The 21,226-nt window shown below is 67.7% G+C and carries 21 protein-coding genes; 11 read left to right on the top strand and 10 right to left on the bottom strand.

The annotated features are described in order from the left end of the window. Positions 1 to 135: 135 nt before the first annotated feature. From JMT67_RS12415 to JMT67_RS12395, 5 genes are all read right to left on the bottom strand, one after another. Positions 136 to 405, bottom strand: a complete 270-nt coding sequence (locus JMT67_RS12415; RefSeq protein WP_054764641.1) for an ATP synthase F1 subunit epsilon — start codon at positions 403 to 405, stop codon at positions 136 to 138. A gap of 2 nt (positions 406 to 407) precedes the next feature. Then, the gene (atpD, locus tag JMT67_RS12410; protein ID WP_182713409.1) at positions 408 to 1,943 is read right to left on the bottom strand and encodes a F0F1 ATP synthase subunit beta; all 1,536 of its coding nucleotides are present in this window, start codon (positions 1,941 to 1,943) and stop codon (positions 408 to 410) included. Between the two features lie 37 nt (positions 1,944 to 1,980). After that, positions 1,981 to 2,859, bottom strand: coding sequence for a F0F1 ATP synthase subunit gamma (locus JMT67_RS12405; protein ID WP_201463621.1), 879 nt, complete (start codon positions 2,857 to 2,859; stop codon positions 1,981 to 1,983). 33 nt (positions 2,860 to 2,892) lie between these two features. Beyond that, on the bottom strand, positions 2,893 to 4,425 hold the full coding sequence (atpA, locus tag JMT67_RS12400; protein WP_201463620.1) for a F0F1 ATP synthase subunit alpha: 1,533 nt from the start codon (positions 4,423 to 4,425) through the stop codon (positions 2,893 to 2,895). 72 nt (positions 4,426 to 4,497) lie between these two features. Next, positions 4,498 to 5,052, bottom strand: coding sequence for a F0F1 ATP synthase subunit delta (locus JMT67_RS12395; RefSeq protein WP_201463619.1), 555 nt, complete (start codon positions 5,050 to 5,052; stop codon positions 4,498 to 4,500). A gap of 258 nt (positions 5,053 to 5,310) precedes the next feature. Between JMT67_RS12395 and JMT67_RS12390 the strand changes: the two genes are divergently transcribed. The 3 genes from JMT67_RS12390 (at position 5,311) to JMT67_RS12380 (ending at position 7,887) form a co-directional block, all read left to right on the top strand. Continuing rightward, a complete protein-coding gene (locus tag JMT67_RS12390) occupies positions 5,311 to 6,186 on the top strand; it encodes an endonuclease/exonuclease/phosphatase family protein (RefSeq protein ID WP_233455873.1) in 876 nt (291 codons plus the stop codon). A 97-nt stretch (positions 6,187 to 6,283) separates the two neighbouring features. Further along, positions 6,284 to 7,111 (top strand): TerC family protein, encoded by an 828-nt coding sequence (locus tag JMT67_RS12385; protein WP_082382597.1) that lies wholly within the window; start codon positions 6,284 to 6,286, stop codon positions 7,109 to 7,111. A 2-nt stretch (positions 7,112 to 7,113) separates the two neighbouring features. After that, the gene (locus JMT67_RS12380) at positions 7,114 to 7,887 is read left to right on the top strand and encodes a glutaminyl-peptide cyclotransferase (protein WP_201463618.1); all 774 of its coding nucleotides are present in this window, start codon (positions 7,114 to 7,116) and stop codon (positions 7,885 to 7,887) included. Here JMT67_RS12380 and JMT67_RS12375 read toward each other — a convergent pair. Both JMT67_RS12375 and katG read right to left on the bottom strand, forming a co-directional pair. Continuing rightward, positions 7,874 to 8,455, bottom strand: a complete 582-nt coding sequence (locus JMT67_RS12375; protein ID WP_201463617.1) for a DJ-1/PfpI family protein — start codon at positions 8,453 to 8,455, stop codon at positions 7,874 to 7,876. The two genes, JMT67_RS12380 and JMT67_RS12375, sit on opposite strands and share 14 nt — an antisense overlap. 113 nt (positions 8,456 to 8,568) lie before the next feature. Beyond that, positions 8,569 to 10,839: a catalase/peroxidase HPI gene (gene katG / locus JMT67_RS12370; protein WP_201463616.1), complete on the bottom strand. Its 2,271-nt coding sequence runs from the start codon at positions 10,837 to 10,839 to the stop codon at positions 8,569 to 8,571. Positions 10,840 to 10,983: 144 nt separating this feature from the next. Between katG and JMT67_RS12365 the strand changes: the two genes are divergently transcribed. Together JMT67_RS12365 and JMT67_RS12360 are read left to right on the top strand one after the other, a co-directional pair. Continuing rightward, complete coding sequence (locus tag JMT67_RS12365) at positions 10,984 to 11,883, top strand: hydrogen peroxide-inducible genes activator (RefSeq protein WP_201464048.1); 900 nt, start codon at positions 10,984 to 10,986, stop codon at positions 11,881 to 11,883. 68 nt (positions 11,884 to 11,951) lie between these two features. Then, on the top strand, positions 11,952 to 12,413 hold the full coding sequence (locus JMT67_RS12360) for a hypothetical protein (RefSeq protein ID WP_183217534.1): 462 nt from the start codon (positions 11,952 to 11,954) through the stop codon (positions 12,411 to 12,413). A gap of 111 nt (positions 12,414 to 12,524) precedes the next feature. On the opposite strand, the gene acnA is transcribed toward JMT67_RS12360, so the two are convergent. Beyond that, a complete protein-coding gene (gene acnA, locus JMT67_RS12355; RefSeq protein WP_183217532.1) occupies positions 12,525 to 15,251 on the bottom strand; it encodes an aconitate hydratase AcnA in 2,727 nt (908 codons plus the stop codon). Positions 15,252 to 15,486: 235 nt separating this feature from the next. On the opposite strand from acnA, the gene ccmA reads away from it, so the two are divergent. From ccmA to JMT67_RS12325, 6 genes are all read left to right on the top strand, one after another. Then, positions 15,487 to 16,110: a heme ABC exporter ATP-binding protein CcmA gene (gene ccmA / locus JMT67_RS12350; protein WP_201463614.1), complete on the top strand. Its 624-nt coding sequence runs from the start codon at positions 15,487 to 15,489 to the stop codon at positions 16,108 to 16,110. After that, the gene (gene ccmB, locus JMT67_RS12345; protein ID WP_191557908.1) at positions 16,107 to 16,814 is read left to right on the top strand and encodes a heme exporter protein CcmB; all 708 of its coding nucleotides are present in this window, start codon (positions 16,107 to 16,109) and stop codon (positions 16,812 to 16,814) included. Before ccmA ends, ccmB begins: the two co-directional genes overlap by 4 nt. Positions 16,815 to 17,007: 193 nt before the next feature. Then, positions 17,008 to 17,727 (top strand): heme ABC transporter permease, encoded by a 720-nt coding sequence (locus JMT67_RS12340; protein ID WP_183217526.1) that lies wholly within the window; start codon positions 17,008 to 17,010, stop codon positions 17,725 to 17,727. Between the two features lies 1 nt (position 17,728). Then, on the top strand, positions 17,729 to 17,947 hold the full coding sequence (gene ccmD, locus JMT67_RS12335) for a heme exporter protein CcmD (RefSeq protein ID WP_182713397.1): 219 nt from the start codon (positions 17,729 to 17,731) through the stop codon (positions 17,945 to 17,947). Next, entirely contained in the window at positions 17,944 to 18,510 is a 567-nt protein-coding gene (locus JMT67_RS12330) for a DsbE family thiol:disulfide interchange protein (protein WP_201463613.1), read from the top strand. The genes ccmD and JMT67_RS12330 overlap by 4 nt, the downstream gene beginning before the upstream one ends. Before the next feature lie 70 nt (positions 18,511 to 18,580). Next, a complete protein-coding gene (locus JMT67_RS12325) occupies positions 18,581 to 18,835 on the top strand; it encodes a hypothetical protein (RefSeq protein WP_201463612.1) in 255 nt (84 codons plus the stop codon). Here the strand turns inward: JMT67_RS12325 and JMT67_RS12320 are convergent, their stop codons facing one another. Together JMT67_RS12320 and JMT67_RS12315 are read right to left on the bottom strand one after the other, a co-directional pair. Continuing rightward, entirely contained in the window at positions 18,836 to 19,606 is a 771-nt protein-coding gene (locus tag JMT67_RS12320; protein WP_201463611.1) for a M48 family metallopeptidase, read from the bottom strand. It abuts the gene before it with no gap. Between the two features lie 81 nt (positions 19,607 to 19,687). Continuing rightward, positions 19,688 to 21,226, bottom strand: coding sequence for a cryptochrome/photolyase family protein (locus JMT67_RS12315; protein ID WP_201463610.1), 1,539 nt, complete (start codon positions 21,224 to 21,226; stop codon positions 19,688 to 19,690).

The following is a 21,226-nucleotide window of genomic DNA, read 5'->3' as shown; positions in this document are numbered from 1 at the left end:
CGGAGTGAAACCTCCCCCTCCGTCGCTGGATCGCTTCGCGATCGACGCGACACCTCCCCCGCAAGCGGGAGAGGGCAAAGAAAAAGGCCCCCCGCCGAAACGGGAGGCCTCACTCTTTACGACCCTGAGAAAGGATCAGGCCGCGACGACCTCAGTCGCCTGTTCGGCCAGGATGGTCAGGCCTTCGCCGTTGACGTCGGCGAAGCCGCCCTTGACGTCGTACTGGGTCCTGGTCCCGCCGACATAGACGGTCACCAGGCCCTCGCGCAGGGCCGTCATGAAGGGGGCGTGGGCCGGCAGGACGCCGAAGTCGCCCTCGACGCCCGGCGCATCCACCTGGTCCACGAGGCCCGAAAAGACCTCGCGTTCCGGCGAGACGAGGGAGAAGTTCAGCTTGCCGGCCATGTTCAGGCTTCCGCCGCCATCTTCTCGGCCTTGGCGACGGCCTCTTCGATCGGGCCGACCATGTAGAAGGCCGCTTCCGGCAGGTGGTCGTACTCGCCGGCCACGATGCCCTTGAACGAGCGGATCGTGTCCTTCAGGTCGACGAAGGCGCCGGGGGTGTTGGTGAACTGTTCAGCCACGTGGAAGGGCTGGGAAAGGAAGCGCTGGATCTTGCGGGCGCGGGCCACGATCAGCTTGTCCTCTTCCGACAGCTCGTCCATGCCCAGGATGGCGATGATGTCCTTCAGGCCCTTGTACTGCTGCAGGACTTCCTGAACCGAACGGGCGACCTGATAGTGCTCCTCGCCGATCACCAGCGGGTCCATGATCCGCGAGGTGGAGTCCAGCGGGTCCACGGCCGGGAAGATGGCCTGGGCGGCGATGTCGCGGCTCAGAACGGTCGTCGCGTCCAGGTGGGCGAAGGAGGCGGCGGGCGCCGGGTCGGTCAGGTCGTCGGCGGGGACGTAGATGGCCTGGACCGAGGTGATCGAACCCTTCTTGGTCGAGGTGATCCGCTCTTGCAGGTTGCCCATCTCGGTCGCCAGCGTCGGCTGATAGCCCACGGCCGAGGGGATGCGGCCCAGAAGCGCCGACACTTCGGAGCCGGCCTGGGTGAAGCGGAAGATGTTGTCGACGAACAGCAGCACGTCCTTGCCTTCCTCGTCACGGAAGTATTCCGCGATCGACAGGCCGGTCAGGGCGACGCGGGCGCGGGCGCCGGGGGGCTCGTTCATCTGGCCGTAGACCAGGGCGCATTTGGAGCCCTCGGTCGAACCGCCGTTCTTGGCCGGGTCCACGTTCACGTTGGACTCGATCATCTCGTGATACAGGTCGTTGCCTTCGCGGGTGCGCTCGCCCACGCCGGCCAGAACCGAATAACCGCCGTACGCCTTGGCGATATTGTTGATCAGTTCCTGCATGGTCACGGTCTTGCCCACGCCGGCGCCGCCGAACAGGCCGATCTTGCCGCCCTTGGTGTAGGGGCACATCAGGTCGATGACCTTGATGCCGGTGACCAGGATCTCGGCCGAGGTCGACTGCTCGTCGAAGCTCGGGGCTTCCTTGTGGATCGGACGGTAAAGCTCGGTCTTGATCGGGCCGGCTTCGTCGATCGGCTGGCCGACGACGTTCATGATGCGGCCCAGGGTGCCGGGGCCGACCGGCGCCTGGATCGAGGAGCCTGTGTCGGTGACGGGCTGGCCGCGGGTCAGGCCCTCGGTCGTGTCCATGGCGATGGCGCGGACCATGTTCTCACCCAGGTGCTGGGCGACTTCCAGAACCAGGGTGAAGGGCTCGCCCGTCTTCTGATCGACGTTCTGGGTGTGCAGGGCGCTGAGGATGGCCGGCAGATGGCCGTCAAACTCGACGTCGACGACGGCGCCGATGACCTGGGCGATGCGGCCCGTGGCGGCGGCGGAGACGGGGGCCGCTGCGGGAGCGACCTTCTTGGCGGCCGGCTTGCGGGCGGCGGGCTTTTTGGGGGCGACGGTGTCGGTCATGGCTGGGGTCCGTATCGGAATGTCTGTTCGGTCGGGATCAGAGGGCTTCGGCGCCGGCGATGATCTCGATCAGCTCGGTGGTGATCTGGGCTTGGCGCTTGCGGTTGTACTGCAGCGTCAGGGCGTTGATGAGGTCGCCGGCGTTGCGCGTCGCATTGTCCATCGCCGCCATCTGCGATCCGAAGAAGCCCGCCTGGTTCTCGTAAAGGGCGGCCAGGATCTGGGTCGTCAGGTTGCGCGGCAGCAGGGTCTCGAGGATTTCCTCTTCCGAGGGCTCGTATTCATAGACCGCGCCGTTCAGATCGATCGGGGCGGCGTCGCCCTCGACCACCGCCGGGATCAGCTGTTTGGCGGTCGGAACCTGGGAGATGACCGACTTGAACTGGCTGTAGAACAGGGTGACCACATCGGCCTGACCGTCCTCGAAAGCCGTGGCGATCATCTCGGCGATGGGCTGGGCCGAGGGCAGGCCCACCGTCTTGTGCTCGCTCAGTTCGAAGGTGCGGACCAGCTTGTCGCCGTACAGGCGCGACAGCTGATCGCGCGACTTGCGGCCGACGGCGATGATCCGGACGTCCTTGCCGTTCGCGATCAGGCTGTTGATCCGTTCGCGCGCGGCGCGGATGACGTTGGTCGAGAAACCGCCCGCCAGACCCTTGTCCGCCGTCGCCACCACGATCAGGTGACGCTGGTCCTGACCCGTGCCGGCCAGCAAGCGCGGCGCATCGGCGCCCGAGACGCCGGCGGCCAGGTTGGCGATGACCGAGGCCATCTTCTTCGCATAGGGCCGGGCGCTTTCGGCCTGGTCCTGGGCGCGTTTCAGCTTGGCCGCGGCGACCATCTGCATGGCTTTCGTGATCTTCTGCGTGGCTTTCACGCTTCCGATCCGATTGCGCATTTCCTTGAGGCTGGCCATCCGGCGCTACTCTCTCAGCTTATCCGGTTGAACTCAGGCGAAGGTCTTGACGAAGGCGGCCAGGATGTCCTTCAGCTCGGCCTCGAGGTCGGCGGTCAGGTCCTTCTTGGTGCGAATGCCGTCCAGCAGCGAGGCGTGGTTGGCGTGGATGCGCGCCAGCAGCTCCTTCTCGAACCGGCCGACGTCGCTGACCGCGATGCCGTCGATATAGCCGCGCGTGCCGGCGTAGACCGAGACGACCTGTTCTTCCATCGACAGGGGCGAATACTGGGGCTGCTTCAGCAGCTCGGTCAGGCGGGCGCCGCGGGCCAGAAGCTTCTGGGTCGAGGCGTCCAGGTCCGAGCCGAACTTGGCGAAGGCGGCCATCTCGCGATACTGGGCCAGTTCGCCCTTGATGGTGCCGGCGACCTTCTTCATCGCCTTGGTCTGGGCCGAGGAGCCGACGCGCGACACCGAGATGCCGACGTTCACGGCCGGACGGATGCCTTGGTAGAACAGGTCCGACTCAAGGAAGATTTGGCCGTCGGTGATGGAGATCACGTTGGTCGGAATATAGGCCGAGACGTCGTTGGCCTGGGTTTCGATGATCGGCAGGGCGGTCATGGAGCCCGAACCGTAGTCCTCGTTCAGCTTGGCCGAACGCTCCAGCAGACGGCTGTGCAGATAGAAGACGTCGCCCGGATAGGCTTCGCGGCCCGGCGGACGGCGCAGCAGCAGCGACATCTGACGATACGCAACAGCCTGTTTGGACAGGTCGTCATAGACGATCAGGGCGTGCATGCCGTTGTCGCGGAAGAACTCGCCCATGGCGGTGCCGGCGAAGGGCGCCAGGAACTGAAGCGGGGCCGGTTCCGAGGCGGTGGCGGCGACGACGATGGTGTATTCCAGCGCGCCCGACTCTTCGAGGGTCTTGACGATCTGGGCGACGGTCGAACGCTTCTGACCGATGGCGACGTAGATGCAATAGAGCTTGGCGCTCTCGTCGTCGGACTTGTTGACGTTCTTCTGGTTCAGGATGGTGTCGACGGCGACGGCGGTCTTGCCGACCTGACGGTCGCCGATGATCAGCTCGCGCTGGCCGCGGCCGACGGGGATCAGGGTGTCGATGGCCTTCAGGCCGGTCTGCATCGGCTCGTGGACCGACTTGCGGGGGATGATGCCCGGAGCCTTGACGTCGACGCGGCGGCGCTCGGTGAACTGGATCGGACCCTTGCCGTCGATCGGCTCGCCCAGCGGGTTGACGACGCGGCCCAAGAGGCCCTTGCCGACCGGCACGTCCACGATCTCGCCCAGGCGACGCACGTCGTCGCCCTCGGCGATGGCGGCGTCAGCGCCGAAGATCACGGCGCCGACGTTGTCGCGTTCCAGGTTCAGGGCCATGCCCTTCACGCCGGCCTTGGTGAACTCGACCATTTCGCCGGCCTGGACATTGTCCAGACCGTGGATGCGGGCGATGCCGTCGCCGACCGACAGCACGCTGCCGACGTCGGAAACGTCGGCTTCGACGCCGAAGTTGGCGATCTGCGACTTGAGGATGGCCGAGATTTCAGCGGCGCGGATGTCCATGACGGGCTCTCTGTTCTTCAGTCTTTTTGCGGTTGCGCCGTTCAGGCGCGCATTCGTTGGGCGGGAGCGGGCTTACGCCCGCTTGAGGGCGAACTTCATCTGGTCGAGCTTGGTCTTCAGCGAGGCGTCGAACAGTTTCGAGCCGACCTTGACCTTCAGGCCGCCCAGGATGGCCGGATCGACCCGCGTGGTCAGTTCCGGCGCCTTGCCCAGGCTCTTGTTCAGCGCGGTCTTGATCGCGGCCAGCTGTTTGGCGTCCAGAGGCTGCGCCGAGACCACTTCGGCGGCCACGATCCCGGCGTGTTTGGCGTAAAGGCGCTCGAAACCGGCGATCACGGCGGCCAGATCACGCGCGCGGCCGTTCTGCGCCAGCAGGCCCAGGAAGGTGACGGTGTTCTGCTCGAACCTGGCCTGGGCGGCGACGGCGGTCAGGCCCTTGACCTGGTCGTCGGCCGAAATGACCGGCGAGGTCGCCAGGCGGCGCAGATCCGCGCTCTCCGTCCAGGCGGTCTTCAGCGAGACGATGTCGGCGCGAACGGCGTCCAGACGCCCCGTCTCCAGCGCCAGATCAAACAGCGCCTGTGCGTAGCGATCGCCGACTTCCGTCGTTCTGAAATCATCAGCCACTGATTAGGGTCCGAGGTCGTTGTGTCAGGGTCGCGACCGACTGCGAGGGTCGCAACGGTCAAAAGCTTGAAATGCTTGCGGAAAGCACGACAGAGGCCGTATTGGTGAATACGCCCCCTTCAAGCCGGGCGCCTGATAGCACGGGGTTTTGCCGCTCGCAACATTGCGTGAAGGGTGAAGAAGCCGCACCCGGCGTCGCACCTCGGTCATAGCCCCGTGCGACATTCGTCTTTCTTCTCGTCGTCTTAGAGATTCGCCATGAAGTTCCGCGTCCTGATGATCGCTCTCGTCACCGTCCTGACGGGAACGGCCGCCGCCCGCGCCGAGCCTTTCGCAGCGCCCGAGCCACAGCCGATCCGGCTGATGAGCTACAACATCCGCTACGACGCCCCTGACGATCGGCCGAACTGGCCCGAACGGCGCCCGCACATGGCGCGTCAGATCGCCTTCTTCGCCCCGGACGTGCTGGGCGTTCAGGAGGCCCTGATTCCCATGGTCGCCTATCTGGCCGAACAAGCGCCGGACTACGACCACTACGGCCTGGGTCGCGACGACGGGGCCGAGGGGGGCGAGACCACCACCCTGTTCTGGCGACGCGACCGATTCGAGGTCGTCCGCAAACAGACTCTCTGGTGTTCGCCGACCCCGGATCGCCCTTCGAAGGGCTGGGACGCGGCCCTGCCCCGCACCCTGACGCGGGTGGTGCTGCGCGACCGTTCCGACGGTCGTCTGCTGGACGTCCGCAACGCCCATTTCGACCATGTCGGCGTGGTCGCCCGTGAACAGTGCGCCGCCCTGGCTGCGGACCTGCCGCCTGCGACCGCCGAGGGCGAAACGGCGGCCGTGGTCTTGCTGGGCGACTTCAACACCGGGCCCGACAGCGCCCCCTATCGCCGGATCGTGTCGGCCGGCCTGCGTGACGCCCGCACCGTCAGCCCCGTCGTCTTCGGCCCTTCGACCACCTATAACGGCTTCGACCTCGCCAAGGCCGCGGACGGGGCGCCCATCGACCATGTCTTCGTCGATCGCCGCCTGGCGGTGGAAAGGTTCGGCGTCCTGACGGACTCCTTTTCGGGCCAGGTGATCTCGGACCACTTCCCCTTGGTGGTCGACGTGACCTTCGCCGCGCGGTGAGCCAGGGTGCGACCATTGCGCCGCACCCCCGCGCTTGATCGGAACCTGAGCCGGGCCTAGCTGTTCCCGCCGACGCCTTTCCCCTCCTGGACATTCCATGCTCGACAGCATCCTGCCCCTTCTCTCCGACCCGGCCGCCTGGGCGGCCCTGGTGACCCTGGTGGTGATGGAGGTCGTGCTCGGCATCGACAACCTGATCTTCATCTCGATCCTGTCGAACAAACTGCCCGAGCATCAGCGCCAGAAGGTGCGGCGCATCGGCATCGGCCTGGCCCTGGTCATGCGCCTGGCCCTGCTGTCGATCATCGCCTGGCTGGTGGGCCTAGTTCAGCCGGTCTTCACCGTCGCGGGCAACGAATTCTCGTGGAAGGATCTGATCCTGATCGCGGGCGGCCTGTTCCTGGTCTGGAAAGCCACCAAGGAGATCCACCACACGGTCGATCCCACGCCCACCCATGACGTCATGGACAAGAAGGACGTGATGATCACCAACGCCGGGGCGGCCATCTTCCAGATCATCCTGCTGGACCTGGTCTTCTCGATCGACTCCATCCTGACCGCCGTGGGCATGACCGAGCACCTGCCCATCATGGTCGTCGCCGTCCTGGTCGCCGTGACGGTGATGCTGCTGGCCGCCGACCCGCTGGCGAACTTCATCAACGACAACCCCAGCGTCGTCATGCTGGCCTTGGGCTTCCTGCTGATGATCGGCATGGTGCTGATCGCCGACGGCTTCGGCTATCATGTGCCCAAGGGCTATATCTACGCCGCCATGGCCTTCTCGGCCGGGGTCGAGGCCCTGAACATGCTGGGCCGTCGCTCCGCCTCCAAGAAGGAAAAGGCCGAGGCCGCCCGCGCCGAAGCCGAACGCGCCGAGGCCCGCGCCCGCAAGGCCGAGGCGGAAGCCGCCGCCGAAGGCGCCTGACCATGCCGCGCCCGCCCCTGCGCTTCGCCGGCCTGATCGTCGGCCTGCTGCTGGCGGCGGGCGCGACCCTGCCCGTTCGGGCCGAGGTTCCGACCCAGGCCTATCAGGTGGTGCACGCCTATCCGCATGACCGGACGGCCTTCACCGAGGGCCTCTTCTTCCACGCCGGCGCCCTTTACGAGAGCACGGGCCTCTATCCGTCGTCGGTGCGCCAGGTGCGGTTGGAGGACGGCGAAATCCTGCGCCGCCACGACCTGCCCACCGTCTATTTCGGCGAGGGTTTGGCCGCCCTGAACGGCAAGCTCTATAATCTGACCTGGCGCAACCACATCGGCTTCATCTTCAAGCTGGAGGACTTCTCGCCCCTGGGCGGCTTCTCCTATCCGGGCGAGGGTTGGGGGCTGACCACCGACGGACGCCGACTGATCATGAGCGACGGCACCGATCAGATCCGCTTCCTCGATCCCGACACCCTGGCCGAGACCGGCCGGATCTCCGTCACCGCCGACGGCCGGCCGCTGGACCAGATCAATGAGCTGGAATGGATCGACGGCGAGGTCTTCGCCAATCTGTGGCAGGACAACCGCATCGCCCGCATCGACCCGGAGACCGGGGTGGTGAAGGCCTTCATCGACCTGACGGACCTGGTCCCCAAGGACGCGGGCCTGGACCCGAACGACGACGTCCTGAACGGCATCGCCTGGGACGCCGCGGGCAAGCGGCTGTTCGTCACCGGCAAGCGCTGGCCCCAGCTGTACGAGATCAGGCTGCGCTGACCGGGGCGAGGTGTTCCGCGCCGAACAGGCTGAGATAGGCGTCCAGCTCGGCGCTCTTCAGCCCCAGCGAGTCCAGCACCGCCCCCATGAAGCTGACCGGCGCCGTGCCCGCCGCCGTGACGACCCGGTCGGCCAGAACGGCGTGAGGCTGGTCGCGGTAATGGGCCGCCCCGCCGTAGCCGGTGACGGAGAGGCTGTCTGGCCCGTTGGCGGTATGGGGCCGGTCGTCCAGCAGGCCCGCGCGCGCCAGGGCCAGGGTTCCGTCGCAGATGCCGCCCACCGTCTTTCCGGCTTCATGCGCCCGGCGCAACAGGTCGGAGACGTCCGGCGCGCCGGGCTGGCGCCAGATGGAGCCGCCGTTCACCAGGACGGCGTCGATCTCGTCCACCTCGATGTCTTCGATCGAGAGATTTGGAACGACCAACAGGCCGCCGGCCGACACCACCTCCTCCCCATCGGGCGAGGCGAAGAGGGTCTCAAACCCATAATGGCTGCGCGCCCCCGCCATGATCAGGGCGGTCTCCCAATCCGCATAGTCCGGCGTCAGAAGCGTTACGAGGGTGGTCATGGCGTCCTCCTTTTATCGCCCAGTCTAGAGGCGCCGCGTGACAGTTCATCGAACAGGGAAAAGGGCGGACGCCTTGCGACGCCCGCCCCCTTCGCCTCTGCTTCTGCGCCCGATCAGGCTTGCAGGTCGAACCGGTCCAGTTCCATGACCTTGGTCCAGGCCGCCACGAAATCCTCGACGAACTTCTTCTGGGCGTCGGCGGCGGCGTAGACCTCGGCTAAGGCCCGCAACACGGCGTTCGAACCGAACACCAGATCCACGCGCGTCCCGGTCCAGCGCAGGGCGCCGGTGTTGCGGTCGCGGCCTTCGAAGACGTCGCGCGCCGGGCTGGTCGGGGTCCACTTCACCCCCATGTCCAGCAGATTGACGAAGACGTCGTTGGTCAGGACGCCGGGCCGTTCGGTCAGCACCCCGTGGGTCGAGCCGCGCACATTGATGTTGATGGCGCGCAGGCCCCCGATCAGCACCGTCATCTCCGGCGCCGTCAGGGTCAGCCGCTGGGCCTGGTCGATCAGCAGGGCCTCGGCCGGGACGCTGTAGCGGGCCTTCTGATAGTTGCGGAAGCCGTCGGCCACCGGTTCCAGATAGGCGAAGGATTCGACGTCGGTCTGGTCCTGGCGGGCGTCGGTCCGACCCGGATTGAAGGGGACGGTCGTCTCATGGCCTGCCGCGCGCGCCGCCGCCTCGACCCCGGCGTTTCCGGCCAGGACGATCAGATCGGCCAACGAGACCTTCTTGCCGCCGACCTGGGCCTGGTTGAAGGCGGACTGGACGCCCTCCAGGGTCTTCAGGACGCGGTCGAGCTGTTCAGGCTGGTTGACGTCCCAGTCCTTCTGCGGCGCCAGGCGGATGCGGGCGCCGTTGGCGCCGCCGCGCTTGTCCCCGCCCCGGAAGGTCGAGGCCGAGGCCCAGGCGACGCCGACCAGTTCGGACACGCTCAGACCCGTGGCCAGAATCTGCGTCTTCAGGGCGGCCGCGTCGGCGGCGTCGATCAGCGGATGGTCGACGGCCGGAACCGGGTCCTGCCAGACCAGCTCCTCCTTGGGGACTTCCGGCCCGATGTAGCGCGAGCGCGGGCCCAGATCGCGGTGGGTCAGTTTGAACCAGGCGCGGGCGAAGGCGTCGGCGAAAGCCTGGGGATTGTTCAGGAAACGGCGCGAAATCTTCTCGTATTCGGGATCGAACCGCAGCGACAGGTCCGTGGTCAGCATGGTCGGCCGACGCTTCTTGGACGGGTCATGGGCGTCGGGAATGATTTCGCCCGCGTCCTTGGCCACCCACTGGTGGGCGCCGGCCGGCGACTTCTCCAGCTCCCATTCGAAGCCGAACAGGTTTTCGAAGAAGAAGTTGCTCCACTGGGCCGGGGTCTGGGTCCAGGTGACTTCCAGGCCGCTGGTGATGGCGTCGCCGGCCTTGCCGCTGCCGTAGCTGGAGGTCCAGCCCAAGCCTTGCGCCTCCAGTTCGTCGGCCTCGGGCTCGGGGCCGACATGGTCAGCCGGGCCGGCGCCGTGGGTCTTGCCGAAGGTGTGGCCCCCGGCGATCAGGGCGACGGTCTCCTCGTCGTTCATCGCCATGCGGGCGAAGGTGTCGCGGATGTCGCGCGCGGCGGCGATCGGATCGGGATTGCCGTCCGGGCCTTCCGGGTTGACGTAGATCAGGCCCATCTGGACCGCCGCCAGCGGGTTCTCCAGATCGCGCGTATGCTGGACCCCGTCGGCCGTGTCGTCGGCGACCAGAACCGCCTCGTCGGCCGGCTTGTCCACCCCGTGCGAGCCGCGGGCATAGCGTTCGTCGCCGCCCAGCCAGGTGGTCTCGCGACCCCAGTAGACGTCCTGGTCCGGCTCCCAGGTGTCCTCGCGCCCGCCGGAGAAGCCGAAGGTGCGGAAGCCCATGGTCTCCAGCGCCACATTGCCGGTCAGAATGAACAGGTCGGCCCAGGAGATGGCCTGGCCGTACTTCTGCTTGATCGGCCACAGCAGACGGCGCGACTTGTCGATATTGACGTTGTCCGGCCAGGAGTTCAGCGGGGCGAACCTCTGCTGGCCGCGTCCGCCGCCGCCCCGGCCGTCGCCGACGCGATAGGTGCCGGCGCTGTGCCAGGCCATGCGGATGAACTGGGGCCCGTAATGGCCGAAGTCGGCCGGCCACCAGTCCTGGGAGTCCGTCATCAGGGCGCGCAGATCGGCCTTCAGCGCCTCATAGTCCAGCTTGGCGAAGGCCTCGCGATAGTTGAACGTCTCGCCCAGGGGATTGGAGCGGGACGAATGCTGGTTCAGCAGGTCCACGCGCAGCTGGCCTGGCCACCAGTCGCGGTTTTGGACGCCGCCGCCCGCGACGGACTCCGTCGTACGGCCCGAAAAGGGGCATTTGGCTTCGGTGGTCATGCGGCGTGTCCTTCTGCTTCGAGACGGCGCCGGGCGGCGCGCCTCAATGGCCCCTGTGATGTGAGGGATATTGGACACGCGGCCGAGAATAACTCCAATCGATTGTCTTTGTATTTTGCATAGGCCAAGCCTATGTATCGCGCCATGCTCCCCACCCTGCGCCAACTCCAGTATCTGAAGCTTCTGGCCGAACACGGCAGTTTCTCCCGCGCCGCCGAGGCCGCCCACGTCAGCCAGCCCGCCCTCAGCGCCGGGGTGCAGGAGCTGGAGCGGATCCTGGGCGCACCCGTGGTCGAGCGGGCGCGCGGCGCCGTCATCATGACCGCCGTCGGCGCCGAGGCCGTGCGCCGGGCCGAGGACGTCCTGGCCCGGACCGAAGATCTGGTCGAGGCTGCCCAGAACGCCGGCCGTCCGCTGTCGGGGCGGTTCCGGCTGGGCGTCATCCCGACCGTCGCCCCCTTCCTGCTGCCCGCCAAATTACCGTCGCTGAAGACGGCCTATCCGAACCTGAAGCTCTTCATCCGCGAGGATCTGACGCCGCGTCTGATCGCCGCGCTCAAGGCGGGTCAGATCGACGCCGCCGTCATCGCCCTGCCCTATGAGGCGCCGGGCATCGAACACGCCCGAATCGGCGACGACGAGATCCTGGCCGCCGCCCCGGCCGACCACGCCCTGGCGGCCCCCGGCCCGATCCGTCCCGGTTCGCTGAAATCCCAAGACCTGATCCTGCTGGAGGACGGCCATTGCCTGCGCGACCACGCCCTGGCGGCCCTGGACATAGAGGCGCCGCGCGGCGACGACGTCTTCGCCGCCACCAGCCTGCACACCCTGGTCCAGATGGTCGGCTCGGGCCTCGGGGTAAGCTTCCTGCCGAAGATGGCGGTCCAGGCGGGCTTGGCCGACACCCCCGCCGTCGCCATCCGTCCGTTCGAGAACCAGGCCGACGGCGCCCCGCCCCACCGCGAAATCGTCGTCGCCTGGCGCTCCGGCTCCAGCCGCGCCGCCGAGGCCCGGCTGCTGGCCGAGGCGCTGAAGCTGGATTGAGACCGGTAGCGCGCCATTCGCGCTTGAGCTACAACATCTTCATGGTGAGGTTGCACACGGAGACAGCGATGGCGGCCTATCGGGTTGCGCTGATGTTTGGGCTAGCTATCGGCGCCGCAGGCTGCGCCGCCACGCCGAAAGCGATTTCCGGCGGCGCTGAATTCGCTCTTTCTTCCGACCTCGCCGCCCAGGCGCGCGTACGCAACATGAACATAACCTCGACCAGCCTTTACAACATGCCCCTGCCCCATTTCAGCGAGGATCTGCGAGCGGCGTTGAACCATTGCGCCACCGGGGATCGCGAACTCGACCTCAGAGCGCATATCGAACAGCCGGATCGCGCCCATCTCGTCACCACGTTCGAGTTGACCGATCCAGCAGACAATGATCGCGTGGTGGGCCGCTATCGCATTGGGATCGACGAGGTTGCGCCGCTGGTGCTTTACACAGGAGCCCCGAACCAAAGCGACGCAGGCGCCCGTACCGGGCATGGCCTGTGTGCTCAAATCTTCGGATCGACCGTCCGGTAAGGCGAGGTCCGTTCGCGTGACGTCAAGGCAGAACCGGCGCGGCACGGCGCCCAACAAAAAGGGCCGGCGGATCGCTCCGCCGGCCCTCTTTCTATCTCAGCGCGCCGCCGACTATTCGGCCGCGATCGGCGCCTCGGTTTCCGGGCCGCGCGCGAGGTTGCGCAGGACGTAGGGCATGACGCCGCCGGCCAGCAGATAGTCCATCTCGGTCTGGTTATCGATGCGGCAGCGGACCGGGAAGCGGGCCATCTTGCCGTCCGACGGGCGGAACAGCTCGACCCACAGATCCTGACGCGGGCGCAGCTTGCCGACATTGGCGTCGGACAGGCCGCGGATGGTGACGATCTCCTCGCCGGTCAGGCCCAGCTTCTGCCAGCCGTCCTGTTTGAACTGCAGCGGCACCACGCCCATGCCGACCAGGTTCGAGCGGTGGATGCGTTCGAAGCTTTCGGCGATGACGGCGCGAACGCCCAAGAGGCGGGTGCCCTTGGCCGCCCAGTCGCGCGACGAGCCGGTGCCGTATTCCTTGCCGGCGAAGACGACCAGCGGCCGGCCTTCCGACTGATACCGCATGGCGGCGTCGTAGATCGACATGGTGTCGCCCGACGGGAAGTGTTTGGTCACGCCGCCCTCGATCTCGGGCGTGATTCGGTTCTTGATGCGGATATTGGCGAAGGTGCCGCGCATCATGACTTCGTGGTTGCCGCGGCGGGCGCCGTAGCTGTTGAACTCGGCCGCCTCGACGCCGTGGTTCGTCAGATAGACGCCGGCGGGCGAGGTCTTCTTGATCGAACCGGCCGGGGAGATGTGGTCGGTGGTGATCGAGTCGCCGAAGATGGCCAGGACGCGGGCTTCGACCACGTCCTGAACCGGGGTCAGCTCCATCGACAGGCCGTCGAAATAGGGCGGGTTGGCCACATAGGTGGAGGCGTCGTCCCACTCATAGGTCTGGCCGCCGGCGACCTTGATCGCCTGCCAGTGCTTGTCGCCCTTGAACACGTCCTTGTAACGTTTGGCGAACATGGCCGGGGTGACCGACTTGCGCTGAATGTCGGCGATTTCCTGGGTGGTGGGCCAGATGTCCTTCAGGAAGACGTCATTGCCGTTCTTGTCCTGACCGATCGGATCCTTGGTGATGTCGATCCGCATCGAGCCGGCGATGGCGTAGGCGACGACCAGAGGCGGCGAGGCCAGATAGTTGGCCTGGACGTCGGGGTTCACCCGGCCTTCGAAGTTGCGGTTGCCCGACAGGACCGAGGTGGCGACCAGGGCGTTGTCGTTGATCGCCTTGGAGATCGCCGGGTCCAGCGGACCCGAGTTGCCGATGCAGGTGGTGCAGCCGTAGCCGACCAGGTTGAAGCCCAGGGCGTCCAGGTCCTTCTGCAGGCCGGCGTCGGTCAGATAGTCGGTGACGACCTGCGAGCCGGGGGCCAGCGAGGTCTTGACCCAGGGCTTGGCCTTCAGGCCCAGGGCGTTGGCCTTGCGCGCCACCAGGCCGGCGGCGATCAGGACCGAGGGGTTGGAGGTGTTGGTGCAGGAGGTGATGGCGGCGATCACCACATCGCCGTCGCCGACGGTGAAGCCTTCACCCTCGACGGCCGCGCGCGGAGCGTCGGCGGGACGGTTGAAGACCTCGGTCAGGGCGGTCTCGAAGGCCGGGGCGGCCGCGGTCAGTTCGACGCGGTCCTGGGGACGCTTGGGGCCGGCCAGCGACGGCACGACCGTGGCCAGGTCCAGCTCCAGCACGTCAGTGAAGACCGGGTCTTCCGAGGTCTCGTCGATCCACAGGCCTTGCGCCTTGGCGTAGGCTTCGACCAGGGCGACGCGCGCCTTGTCGCGGCCCGTGGCGGTCAGATAGCCGATGGTGGCGGCCGAGACGGGGAAGAAGCCGCAGGTGGCGCCGTATTCCGGGGCCATGTTGGCGATGGTCGCCTGGTCTTCGATCGTCATGTTCGGCAGGGCGTCGCCGAAGAATTCGACGAACTTGCCGACCACGCCCTTCTTGCGCAGCATCTGGGTGACGGTCAGCACCAGGTCGGTGGCGGTCGTGCCTTCCGGCAGACGGCCGGTCAGTTTGAAGCCGATGACTTCCGGGATCAGCATCGGGATCGGCTGGCCCAGCATGGCCGCCTCGGCCTCGATGCCGCCGACGCCCCAGCCCAGAACGGCCAGGCCGTTGATCATGGTGGTGTGGCTGTCGGTGCCGACGACGGTGTCGGGATAGGCGACGGTCTTCTTGCCCTCTTCCAGGGTCCAGACGGTCTGGGCCAGGTTCTCCAGGTTCACCTGGTGGCAGATGCCGGTGCCGGGGGGCACGACGCGGAAGTTGTTGAAGGCCGACGAACCCCAGCGCAGGAAGTTGTAGCGCTCGATGTTGCGCTCATATTCGCGCTCGACGTTCTGGCCGAAGGCCTTGGGCGTGCCGAAGTGGTCGACCATGACCGAGTGGTCGATGACCAGATCGACCGGCACCAGCGGGTTGATCTTGGCGGCGTCGGCGCCCAGGGCGCTCATGGCGTCGCGCATGGCGGCCAGATCGACCACGGCGGGCACGCCCGTGAAGTCCTGCATCAGGACGCGGGCGGGGCGGAAGGCGATCTCGTGCTCGACCGAACCCTTGTTCTCGACCCAGGCGGCGATGGCCTTCAGGTCGTCCTGCGTCACCGAGACGCCGTCCTCGTTGCGCAGCAGGTTCTCCAGCAGCACCTTCATCGAGCGCGGCAGGCGGGAAATCCCGGCCAGACCCGCTTCCTCGGCGGCCGGAAGGCTGTAATAGGCGTATTTCTTGCGCCCGACGGAAAGGTCCTGGCGGGTGTTGAAGCTGTCGATCGACGGCATGGAGAGTTTTCCTCTGGTCAGCGCCGCCCGACAATCCGGTTGCGCCTTCGCGCGGCAGACGCAGCGGCTCACAGGGCCCCTGCGCGCGCGGCGAAAGCCTGCTGCGGCAAGCGTGCCTATAGACCCGCTCGATCGCACCGTCCATGTGTCCACACCCCCGACGTGGACATTGAGAAAGGTTCTCAAAACAGCGGCCTGGCTCTCCCTCCCCCGGCGGGGGAGGGAGAATGTCGCAATGATCCACGCCCTCTCCCTCTCCGACCTGACCGTCTCGCGCGGCGGACGGCGGTTGTTCACCGGCCTGGACCTGCGCCTGCAGGCCGGAGAGGCCGTGGCGCTGACCGGCGCCAACGGGGCGGGCAAGACCAGTCTGCTGCGGACCGTCGCCGGCCTGCTGCGCCCCGACGCGGGCGAGATCGCCTTTCACGACGGCGACGGCAATCGGCTGGACGACCATCTGGCGCGCGGGCGCGAAGTGCATTTCCTCGGCCACCAGGACGGACTGAAGACCGGGCGCACGGCGCGCCGGGAGCTGGGCTTCCAGTGCGACTGGCTGGGCCACACCCAGACCGGCTTCGATCACGCCGTCGAGGCGTTCGGCCTTGAGCCCCTGCTGGACCTTGAGGTTCGGCGCCTGTCCGCCGGCCAGCGCCGTCGTCTGGCCATGGGCCGGCTGGTCGGATCGCCCCGCGCCCTGTGGCTGCTGGACGAGCCCATGGCCCCGCTGGACGTCCGCTGGCGCGCGGTCTTCGCCGACCAGATGCGCCGCCATCTCGACGCCGACGGCCTGATCCTCGCCGCCGTCCACGACCCCCTGCCCATCCCGGCCCGCACCCTGGACCTGGGAGGTCTGGCGTGAGCCGGCCGGTGGACGCCGAACCCCGCCCGCCCGGCCTGCGGGGCGCGACGCGCGTCTTGCTGGAACGGGAGCTGGACCTGGCCTGGAGCGGCGGGGGGGGCCCGCTTCTGGCCTGCGGCTTCTTCGCCTGCCTGACCGCCGTCCTGCCCTTGGCGGCGGGGGGCGATCCGCGCACGCTTTCGCCGGTGGCGGGCGGGATCGCCTGGCTGGCCCTGGCGCTAGCCTCGCTGCTGTCGCTGGAGCGGCTGTTCGAACGGGACCTGGAGGACGGGGCGCTGGACCTGTTGGCGATCGGCCATCTGCCGCTGGAATCGGTGGTTCTGATCAAGGCCCTGGCCCAGTGGATCGCCGTCGGCCTGCCCCTGGCCCTGACCGCGCCGGTCGCCGCCCTGGCCCTGGGCCTGCCGGTTTCTCTGGCGCCCCTGGCCGCCCTGTCGGCCCTGATCGGCGGGGCGGGCTTCGCCTTGACCGGCGCCCTGGGCGCCGCCCTGGCCCTGGGCGCCAAGCGGGGCGGCCTGCTGATCGCCGTCGTGGTGCTGCCCCTGTTCATCCCGCCCGTGGTGTTCGGCGCCGGCGCGCTGGAGCGGGCGGCGTCCGGCCAGTCGCCCGCCCCGGCCCTGGCCTTCCTCACCGCCTACGTCCTCTTCGCCGGGGTCGTCGCCGCCTTCGCCGGGGCGGCGGCGGTCAGGAACGCCCAAGGCTAGAGCATGATCGTTTCGGACGGAACCGCTTCGCGGTTCCGACAGAAGCGTGAATCATGCTCTCGCTTTAAATCTGGAGCCTGATTCACCGTTTCAGCGGAACCGCGAAGCGGTTCCTCCTCAACGGATCAGGCTCTAGGGGACGCCGTGACACGCCGCTTGCCCGCCGCCGTCCCGCCGCGTAATCGCTGACACCATGTTCGGCCTGTCCAATCCGCAGCGGTTCATGCGCTTCACCGGCCCGCTGACGCCGGTGCTGTGGACGGCCGCCGCCGTCCTGCTGGCGGTTGGAACCTGGCTCAGCTTCACCGTGCCCGCCGACTATCAGCAGGGCGACACGGTGCGGATCATGTTCGTCCATGTGCCCGCCGCCAGCCTGGGCCTGGGGGCCTATGCGGCGCTCGGGGTCTCCAGCTTCTTCGCCCTGGTCTTCCGCCACGCCCTGGCCGACGCCGCCGCCCGGGCCGCCGCCCTGCCCGGCGCCGCCTTCACCGCCCTGGCTCTTTTCACCGGCTCGCTGTGGGGCCAGCCCATGTGGGGAACCTGGTGGGTCTGGGACGCGCGCCTGACCAGCGTCCTGGTGCTGTTCCTCTTCTATCTCGGCTATATGGCGCTTCGGGCCTCGATCGACGACGAGCAGAAGGGCGCCCGCGCCGCCGCCGTCCTGGGCCTGGTCGGGCTGATCAACCTGCCCATCGTCAAATTCTCGGTCGACTGGTGGAACACCCTGCACCAGCCGGCCAGCTTCCTGACGCCGGGCGCCTCGGGCCTGGATCCCGTCTATCTGCCCCCCTTCCTGACCATGCTGGCGGCCTATGGGGTGTTGTTCGCGGCCCTGTGGCTGACGGCGATCCGCACCGAGATCCGCCGCCGCCGCGTCCTGACCCTGCGCGCGCGAAAGGCGCTGGAGGCCTAAGATGCTCGACCTCGACATGGCGCCCTACGCCGCCTTCGTCTGGCCTGCCTGGGGCGTCAGCGCCCTGGTCCTGGCCGCCCTGACGGTCCGCGCCGTGATCGCCTCGCGCAAATGGAAGCGGGAACTCGAGCGTCTGGAAAAAGACCAGAGCGCGACATCAGACGCGGCTGTCTCCCTGCGTCCTCAAGCAGCGCAAAGCGCGATAGGGCCCTTAAAATGAACCGCTGGCTGGCCCTGCTGCCGCTCGTCGTGGCGGTCGCCCTGTTCGCCCTGTTCGCCGGCTGGTCTCTGAAGCGCGACCCGGCCTTCAAGCCTGACGCCCTGGTCGGCCAGCCCATCCCCGAGACCGTCCTGCCCATGCTGACCGGCGACACCGCCGGCCCGGGCAATCTGGACCTCAAGACGGCCGGGGTCGGCCGACCCATGCTGGTGAATGTCTTCGCCTCCTGGTGCGCCCCCTGCCGGATTGAACATCCGAAACTTCTGGCGCTGAAGGCGCGCGGGATCGCCGTCGTCGGCGTGGCCTATAAGGACGAGCCGGTCGCCACCCGCGCCTTCCTGGACGAACTGGGCGATCCCTATGCGATGGTCCTGGTCGATCGCGAAGGTCGGGCCGGGCTGGACCTGGGCATATCCGGCGTGCCCGAGACCTTCGCCGTCGACGCCATGGGCCGGATCACCGCCAAACAGTCCGGCCCCCTGCTGAACGACGCCGATATCGAGCGGCTGGTCGCCTCCATGCAGACGCCGGCCCGCGCCCCGCCTTCAAAAAGCAGCCGTTAAGCCGGGATTAACCTTCTTTCCTGAGATCGTTGTTAACGATTGGCGCCCCGCGATGCGTTAACGGTTGGCTATGAGCGCGATTCGTCCAGGTTTGCCCCAGACCCTTCCGCCGTCCGGCGGCGAGACCTCGTCGGCGCGCAACGCCCAGGCCGCCTTCTTCCGCGCGGCCCTGAACCAGGTCCAGGCCAATCCGATCCAGGCTGCTCCGATCCAGCCTCAGACGCCCGCCGCAAGCCCGACGCCTCCGACCCCGCCCTCGCCATCGACCGACGGACAGCCGCCCCGGATCATGCGTCCGGGGACCTATCTCGACATCAAGGTCTGATCAGCTCCAGCCCTTGCCGGCGATATATTGCTGCAGCAGGTCGATCCGGGTCGCGTCCGACGGGTGGGTCGAGGCGAACTGCGGAATGCTGGCCTGACGCTGGGCCGCCATCAGCCGCCACAGGGCCACGGCCTGGGACGGGCGGAAACCGGCGGCCTGCATATAGTCCACGCCCAGCCGGTCGGCCTCCAGCTCGTCGCGCCGTGAATAGGGCAGCAGCAGACCGTACTGGGCCGCCAGACCGCCATAGGCGTTGACCGCGTCGCCGTAACGCCCCGCCGCCCCGCCGACGGCCGCCAGGCCGATGGAGGTCGCCGCCTGGCTCGACGCCCGCTCGGCGGCGTGGTTGGCGACGACATGGCCGATCTCATGGCCGATCACGGTCGCCAACTGGTCGTCGTTCTGGACCAGGGCCAGCAGGCTGTCGGTCACGCCGATCTGGCCGGACGGCAGGACGAAGGCGTTCGGGCTCTTCTCGCTGAAGACCGCATAGTCCCAGGTCCGGTCGCCGAGGCCCGCCGCCTGGACCAGACGGTTGCCGACGCGACGGATGCGATCGACCTGGGCGCCCGAGGTCTGGACGCCCGGCTTGCTGATCGCCTCGCGCCAGGCGGCGTTCGATTGCTGAGCCAGAGAGGCGTTATCGACCAGCAGCAGCTGGTTGCGACCGAGCGCCTCATTATAGGCGCAGGCCGACAGGGCCGAGGCCGCGACGGCGGCGGCCAGCAGACGGACAGGAAGACGGGAGGCGGGGCGGCGAAGGGCGATCATGGAGGCGACCTCTCTGGCTCGAACGGGGAAACAGCCAAGCAAATCCCGCAGCTCCCGTCGAGGTTCCAGCCAAGCTCGCGCTCAATCCCTGGGCGTCGCGCCCAGCAGGGTGCGACACGCCTCGGCTTCCGCCGCCAGGGCCGCCCGTTTCGCCTCGCCGAACCCGTCCAGGGTTCGGTAGGGCATGGCCAGGCGCGGATTGTCCCTGAGCCGGCCCCGATTCCGCTCCAGAAAGCCCCAGTACAGCCGGTTGAACGGGCAGGCCGCGTCGCCGCTCTTGCTCTTCACGTCATAGCGGCAGCCGCCGCAGTAGTCGCTCATCCGGTCGATATAGGCCCCCGACGCCGCATAGGGCTTGGACCCCACGATCCCGCCGTCCGCGAACAGGGCCATGCCCCGCGTATTGGGCATCTCCACCCACTCATAGGCGTCGGCGTAGACGGCCATATACCAGTCATCGACCGCATCCGGATGCACGCCCAGCAGCAAGGCCAGATTGCCCGTCACCATCAGCCGCTGGATATGATGGGCATAGGCGTTCTCCCGCGTCGTCCTCACCACATCGGCCACGCAGGCCATGTCGGTTTCGCCCGACCAGTAGAACCAGGGCAGATTCCGGTCCGCGTCCAGGAAGTTCCTTGCCCGATATTCGGGCGCCTTCAGCCAGTAGATTCCGCGCACGAACTCCCGCCAGCCCAGGATCTGGCGGATGAAGCCCTCGACCGCGTTCAACGGCGCCCGTCCGGCGCGATAGACCGCCTCGGCCCGGCGGCAGACGTCCACCGGATCAAGCAGGCCCAGGTTCAACGACGTCGAGATCAGCCCGTGCCACATCCACGGCTGATCCTCCGCCATGGCGTCCTGCCAGTCGCCGAAGCCGGGCAGGATGTTCGCCAGGAAATCCTCCAGAACCGTCTCGGCCTCCTCGGCCGTCGTCGGCCAGCCGAAGTCGTGCAGGGCGCCGAAATGATCGGGAAACAGGCAGGCGACGTCCGCCATGGCCCCCTGGGCTATGGCGTTGGGCGTGATGCGCAGCCGTTGGGGCGGCTTCACCCCGCGCGGCGCCTTCTTGCGGTTCTCGGCGTCATAGTTCCAGCGCCCGCCCTCCGGCTGATCGCCGTCCATCAGCAGACCGGTCGCGCGCCGCATCTCGCGATAGAAGAACTCCATCCGCAGCTGCGACTTGCCCGAGGCCCAGCGTCGGAACCGGTCGTGGGAACAGATGAACCGCCGGTCCTCGCGGATCTCCACCGGCAGGCCCGCCCCTTCGGCGAAGGCCGCCAGATGTTCGGCCAGGCGCCATTCCCCGCATTCGGTCAGGACGACCCGGCCATAGGGACCCGCATCCAGGGCCCGCGCCAGTTCGCCGGTGATGGAGCCGCTGTTGTCCGGGTCGTCGATCGCCACATAGCGCACCCGCACGCCCCGGGCCCTCAGCCGTTCGGCGTGGTTGCGCATGGCGGCGAAGACCAGGGCGATCTTCTGCTTGTGATGGCGGACGTAGGTCGCCTCGGCGCGCACCTCGGCCATCAGCACCGTATCGGCGGCGGGATCCAGCCCCTCCAGGGCGGTCAGCCTGTCCGACAGCTGATCGCCCAGCACCAGTCTCAGCACCGCCAT

Source organism: Brevundimonas aurantiaca (assembly GCF_904830995.1).
Classification (GTDB): domain Bacteria; phylum Pseudomonadota; class Alphaproteobacteria; order Caulobacterales; family Caulobacteraceae; genus Brevundimonas; species Brevundimonas aurantiaca.
The sequence above is the reverse complement of the archived record's forward strand: the minus strand, read 5'-3'. Positions and strand labels throughout refer to the sequence as shown.

Excerpts from the sequence above, each read along its gene's own strand:
- JMT67_RS12330 (WP_201463613.1), top strand. The coding sequence starts at position 17,944 with ATGAACCGCTGGCTGGCCCTGCTGCCGCTCGTCGTGGCGGTCGCCCTG.
- atpD (WP_182713409.1), bottom strand. The coding sequence starts at position 1,943 with ATGACCGACACCGTCGCCCCCAAAAAGCCCGCCGCCCGCAAGCCGGCC.
- acnA (WP_183217532.1), bottom strand. The coding sequence starts at position 15,251 with ATGCCGTCGATCGACAGCTTCAACACCCGCCAGGACCTTTCCGTCGGG.
- JMT67_RS12365 (WP_201464048.1), top strand. The coding sequence starts at position 10,984 with ATGCTCCCCACCCTGCGCCAACTCCAGTATCTGAAGCTTCTGGCCGAA.
- JMT67_RS12320 (WP_201463611.1), bottom strand. The coding sequence starts at position 19,606 with ATGATCGCCCTTCGCCGCCCCGCCTCCCGTCTTCCTGTCCGTCTGCTG.
- atpA (WP_201463620.1), bottom strand. The coding sequence starts at position 4,425 with ATGGACATCCGCGCCGCTGAAATCTCGGCCATCCTCAAGTCGCAGATC.
- JMT67_RS12390 (WP_233455873.1), top strand. The coding sequence starts at position 5,311 with ATGAAGTTCCGCGTCCTGATGATCGCTCTCGTCACCGTCCTGACGGGA.
- JMT67_RS12325 (WP_201463612.1), top strand. The coding sequence starts at position 18,581 with ATGAGCGCGATTCGTCCAGGTTTGCCCCAGACCCTTCCGCCGTCCGGC.
- JMT67_RS12405 (WP_201463621.1), bottom strand. The coding sequence starts at position 2,859 with ATGGCCAGCCTCAAGGAAATGCGCAATCGGATCGGAAGCGTGAAAGCC.
- JMT67_RS12385 (WP_082382597.1), top strand. The coding sequence starts at position 6,284 with ATGCTCGACAGCATCCTGCCCCTTCTCTCCGACCCGGCCGCCTGGGCG.
- JMT67_RS12380 (WP_201463618.1), top strand. The coding sequence starts at position 7,114 with ATGCCGCGCCCGCCCCTGCGCTTCGCCGGCCTGATCGTCGGCCTGCTG.
- JMT67_RS12360 (WP_183217534.1), top strand. The coding sequence starts at position 11,952 with ATGGCGGCCTATCGGGTTGCGCTGATGTTTGGGCTAGCTATCGGCGCC.
- JMT67_RS12315 (WP_201463610.1), bottom strand. The coding sequence starts at position 21,226 with ATGGCGGTGCTGAGACTGGTGCTGGGCGATCAGCTGTCGGACAGGCTG.
- JMT67_RS12415 (WP_054764641.1), bottom strand. The coding sequence starts at position 405 with ATGGCCGGCAAGCTGAACTTCTCCCTCGTCTCGCCGGAACGCGAGGTC.
- JMT67_RS12375 (WP_201463617.1), bottom strand. The coding sequence starts at position 8,455 with ATGACCACCCTCGTAACGCTTCTGACGCCGGACTATGCGGATTGGGAG.
- katG (WP_201463616.1), bottom strand. The coding sequence starts at position 10,839 with ATGACCACCGAAGCCAAATGCCCCTTTTCGGGCCGTACGACGGAGTCC.
- ccmD (WP_182713397.1), top strand. The coding sequence starts at position 17,729 with ATGCTCGACCTCGACATGGCGCCCTACGCCGCCTTCGTCTGGCCTGCC.
- JMT67_RS12340 (WP_183217526.1), top strand. The coding sequence starts at position 17,008 with ATGTTCGGCCTGTCCAATCCGCAGCGGTTCATGCGCTTCACCGGCCCG.
- ccmA (WP_201463614.1), top strand. The coding sequence starts at position 15,487 with ATGATCCACGCCCTCTCCCTCTCCGACCTGACCGTCTCGCGCGGCGGA.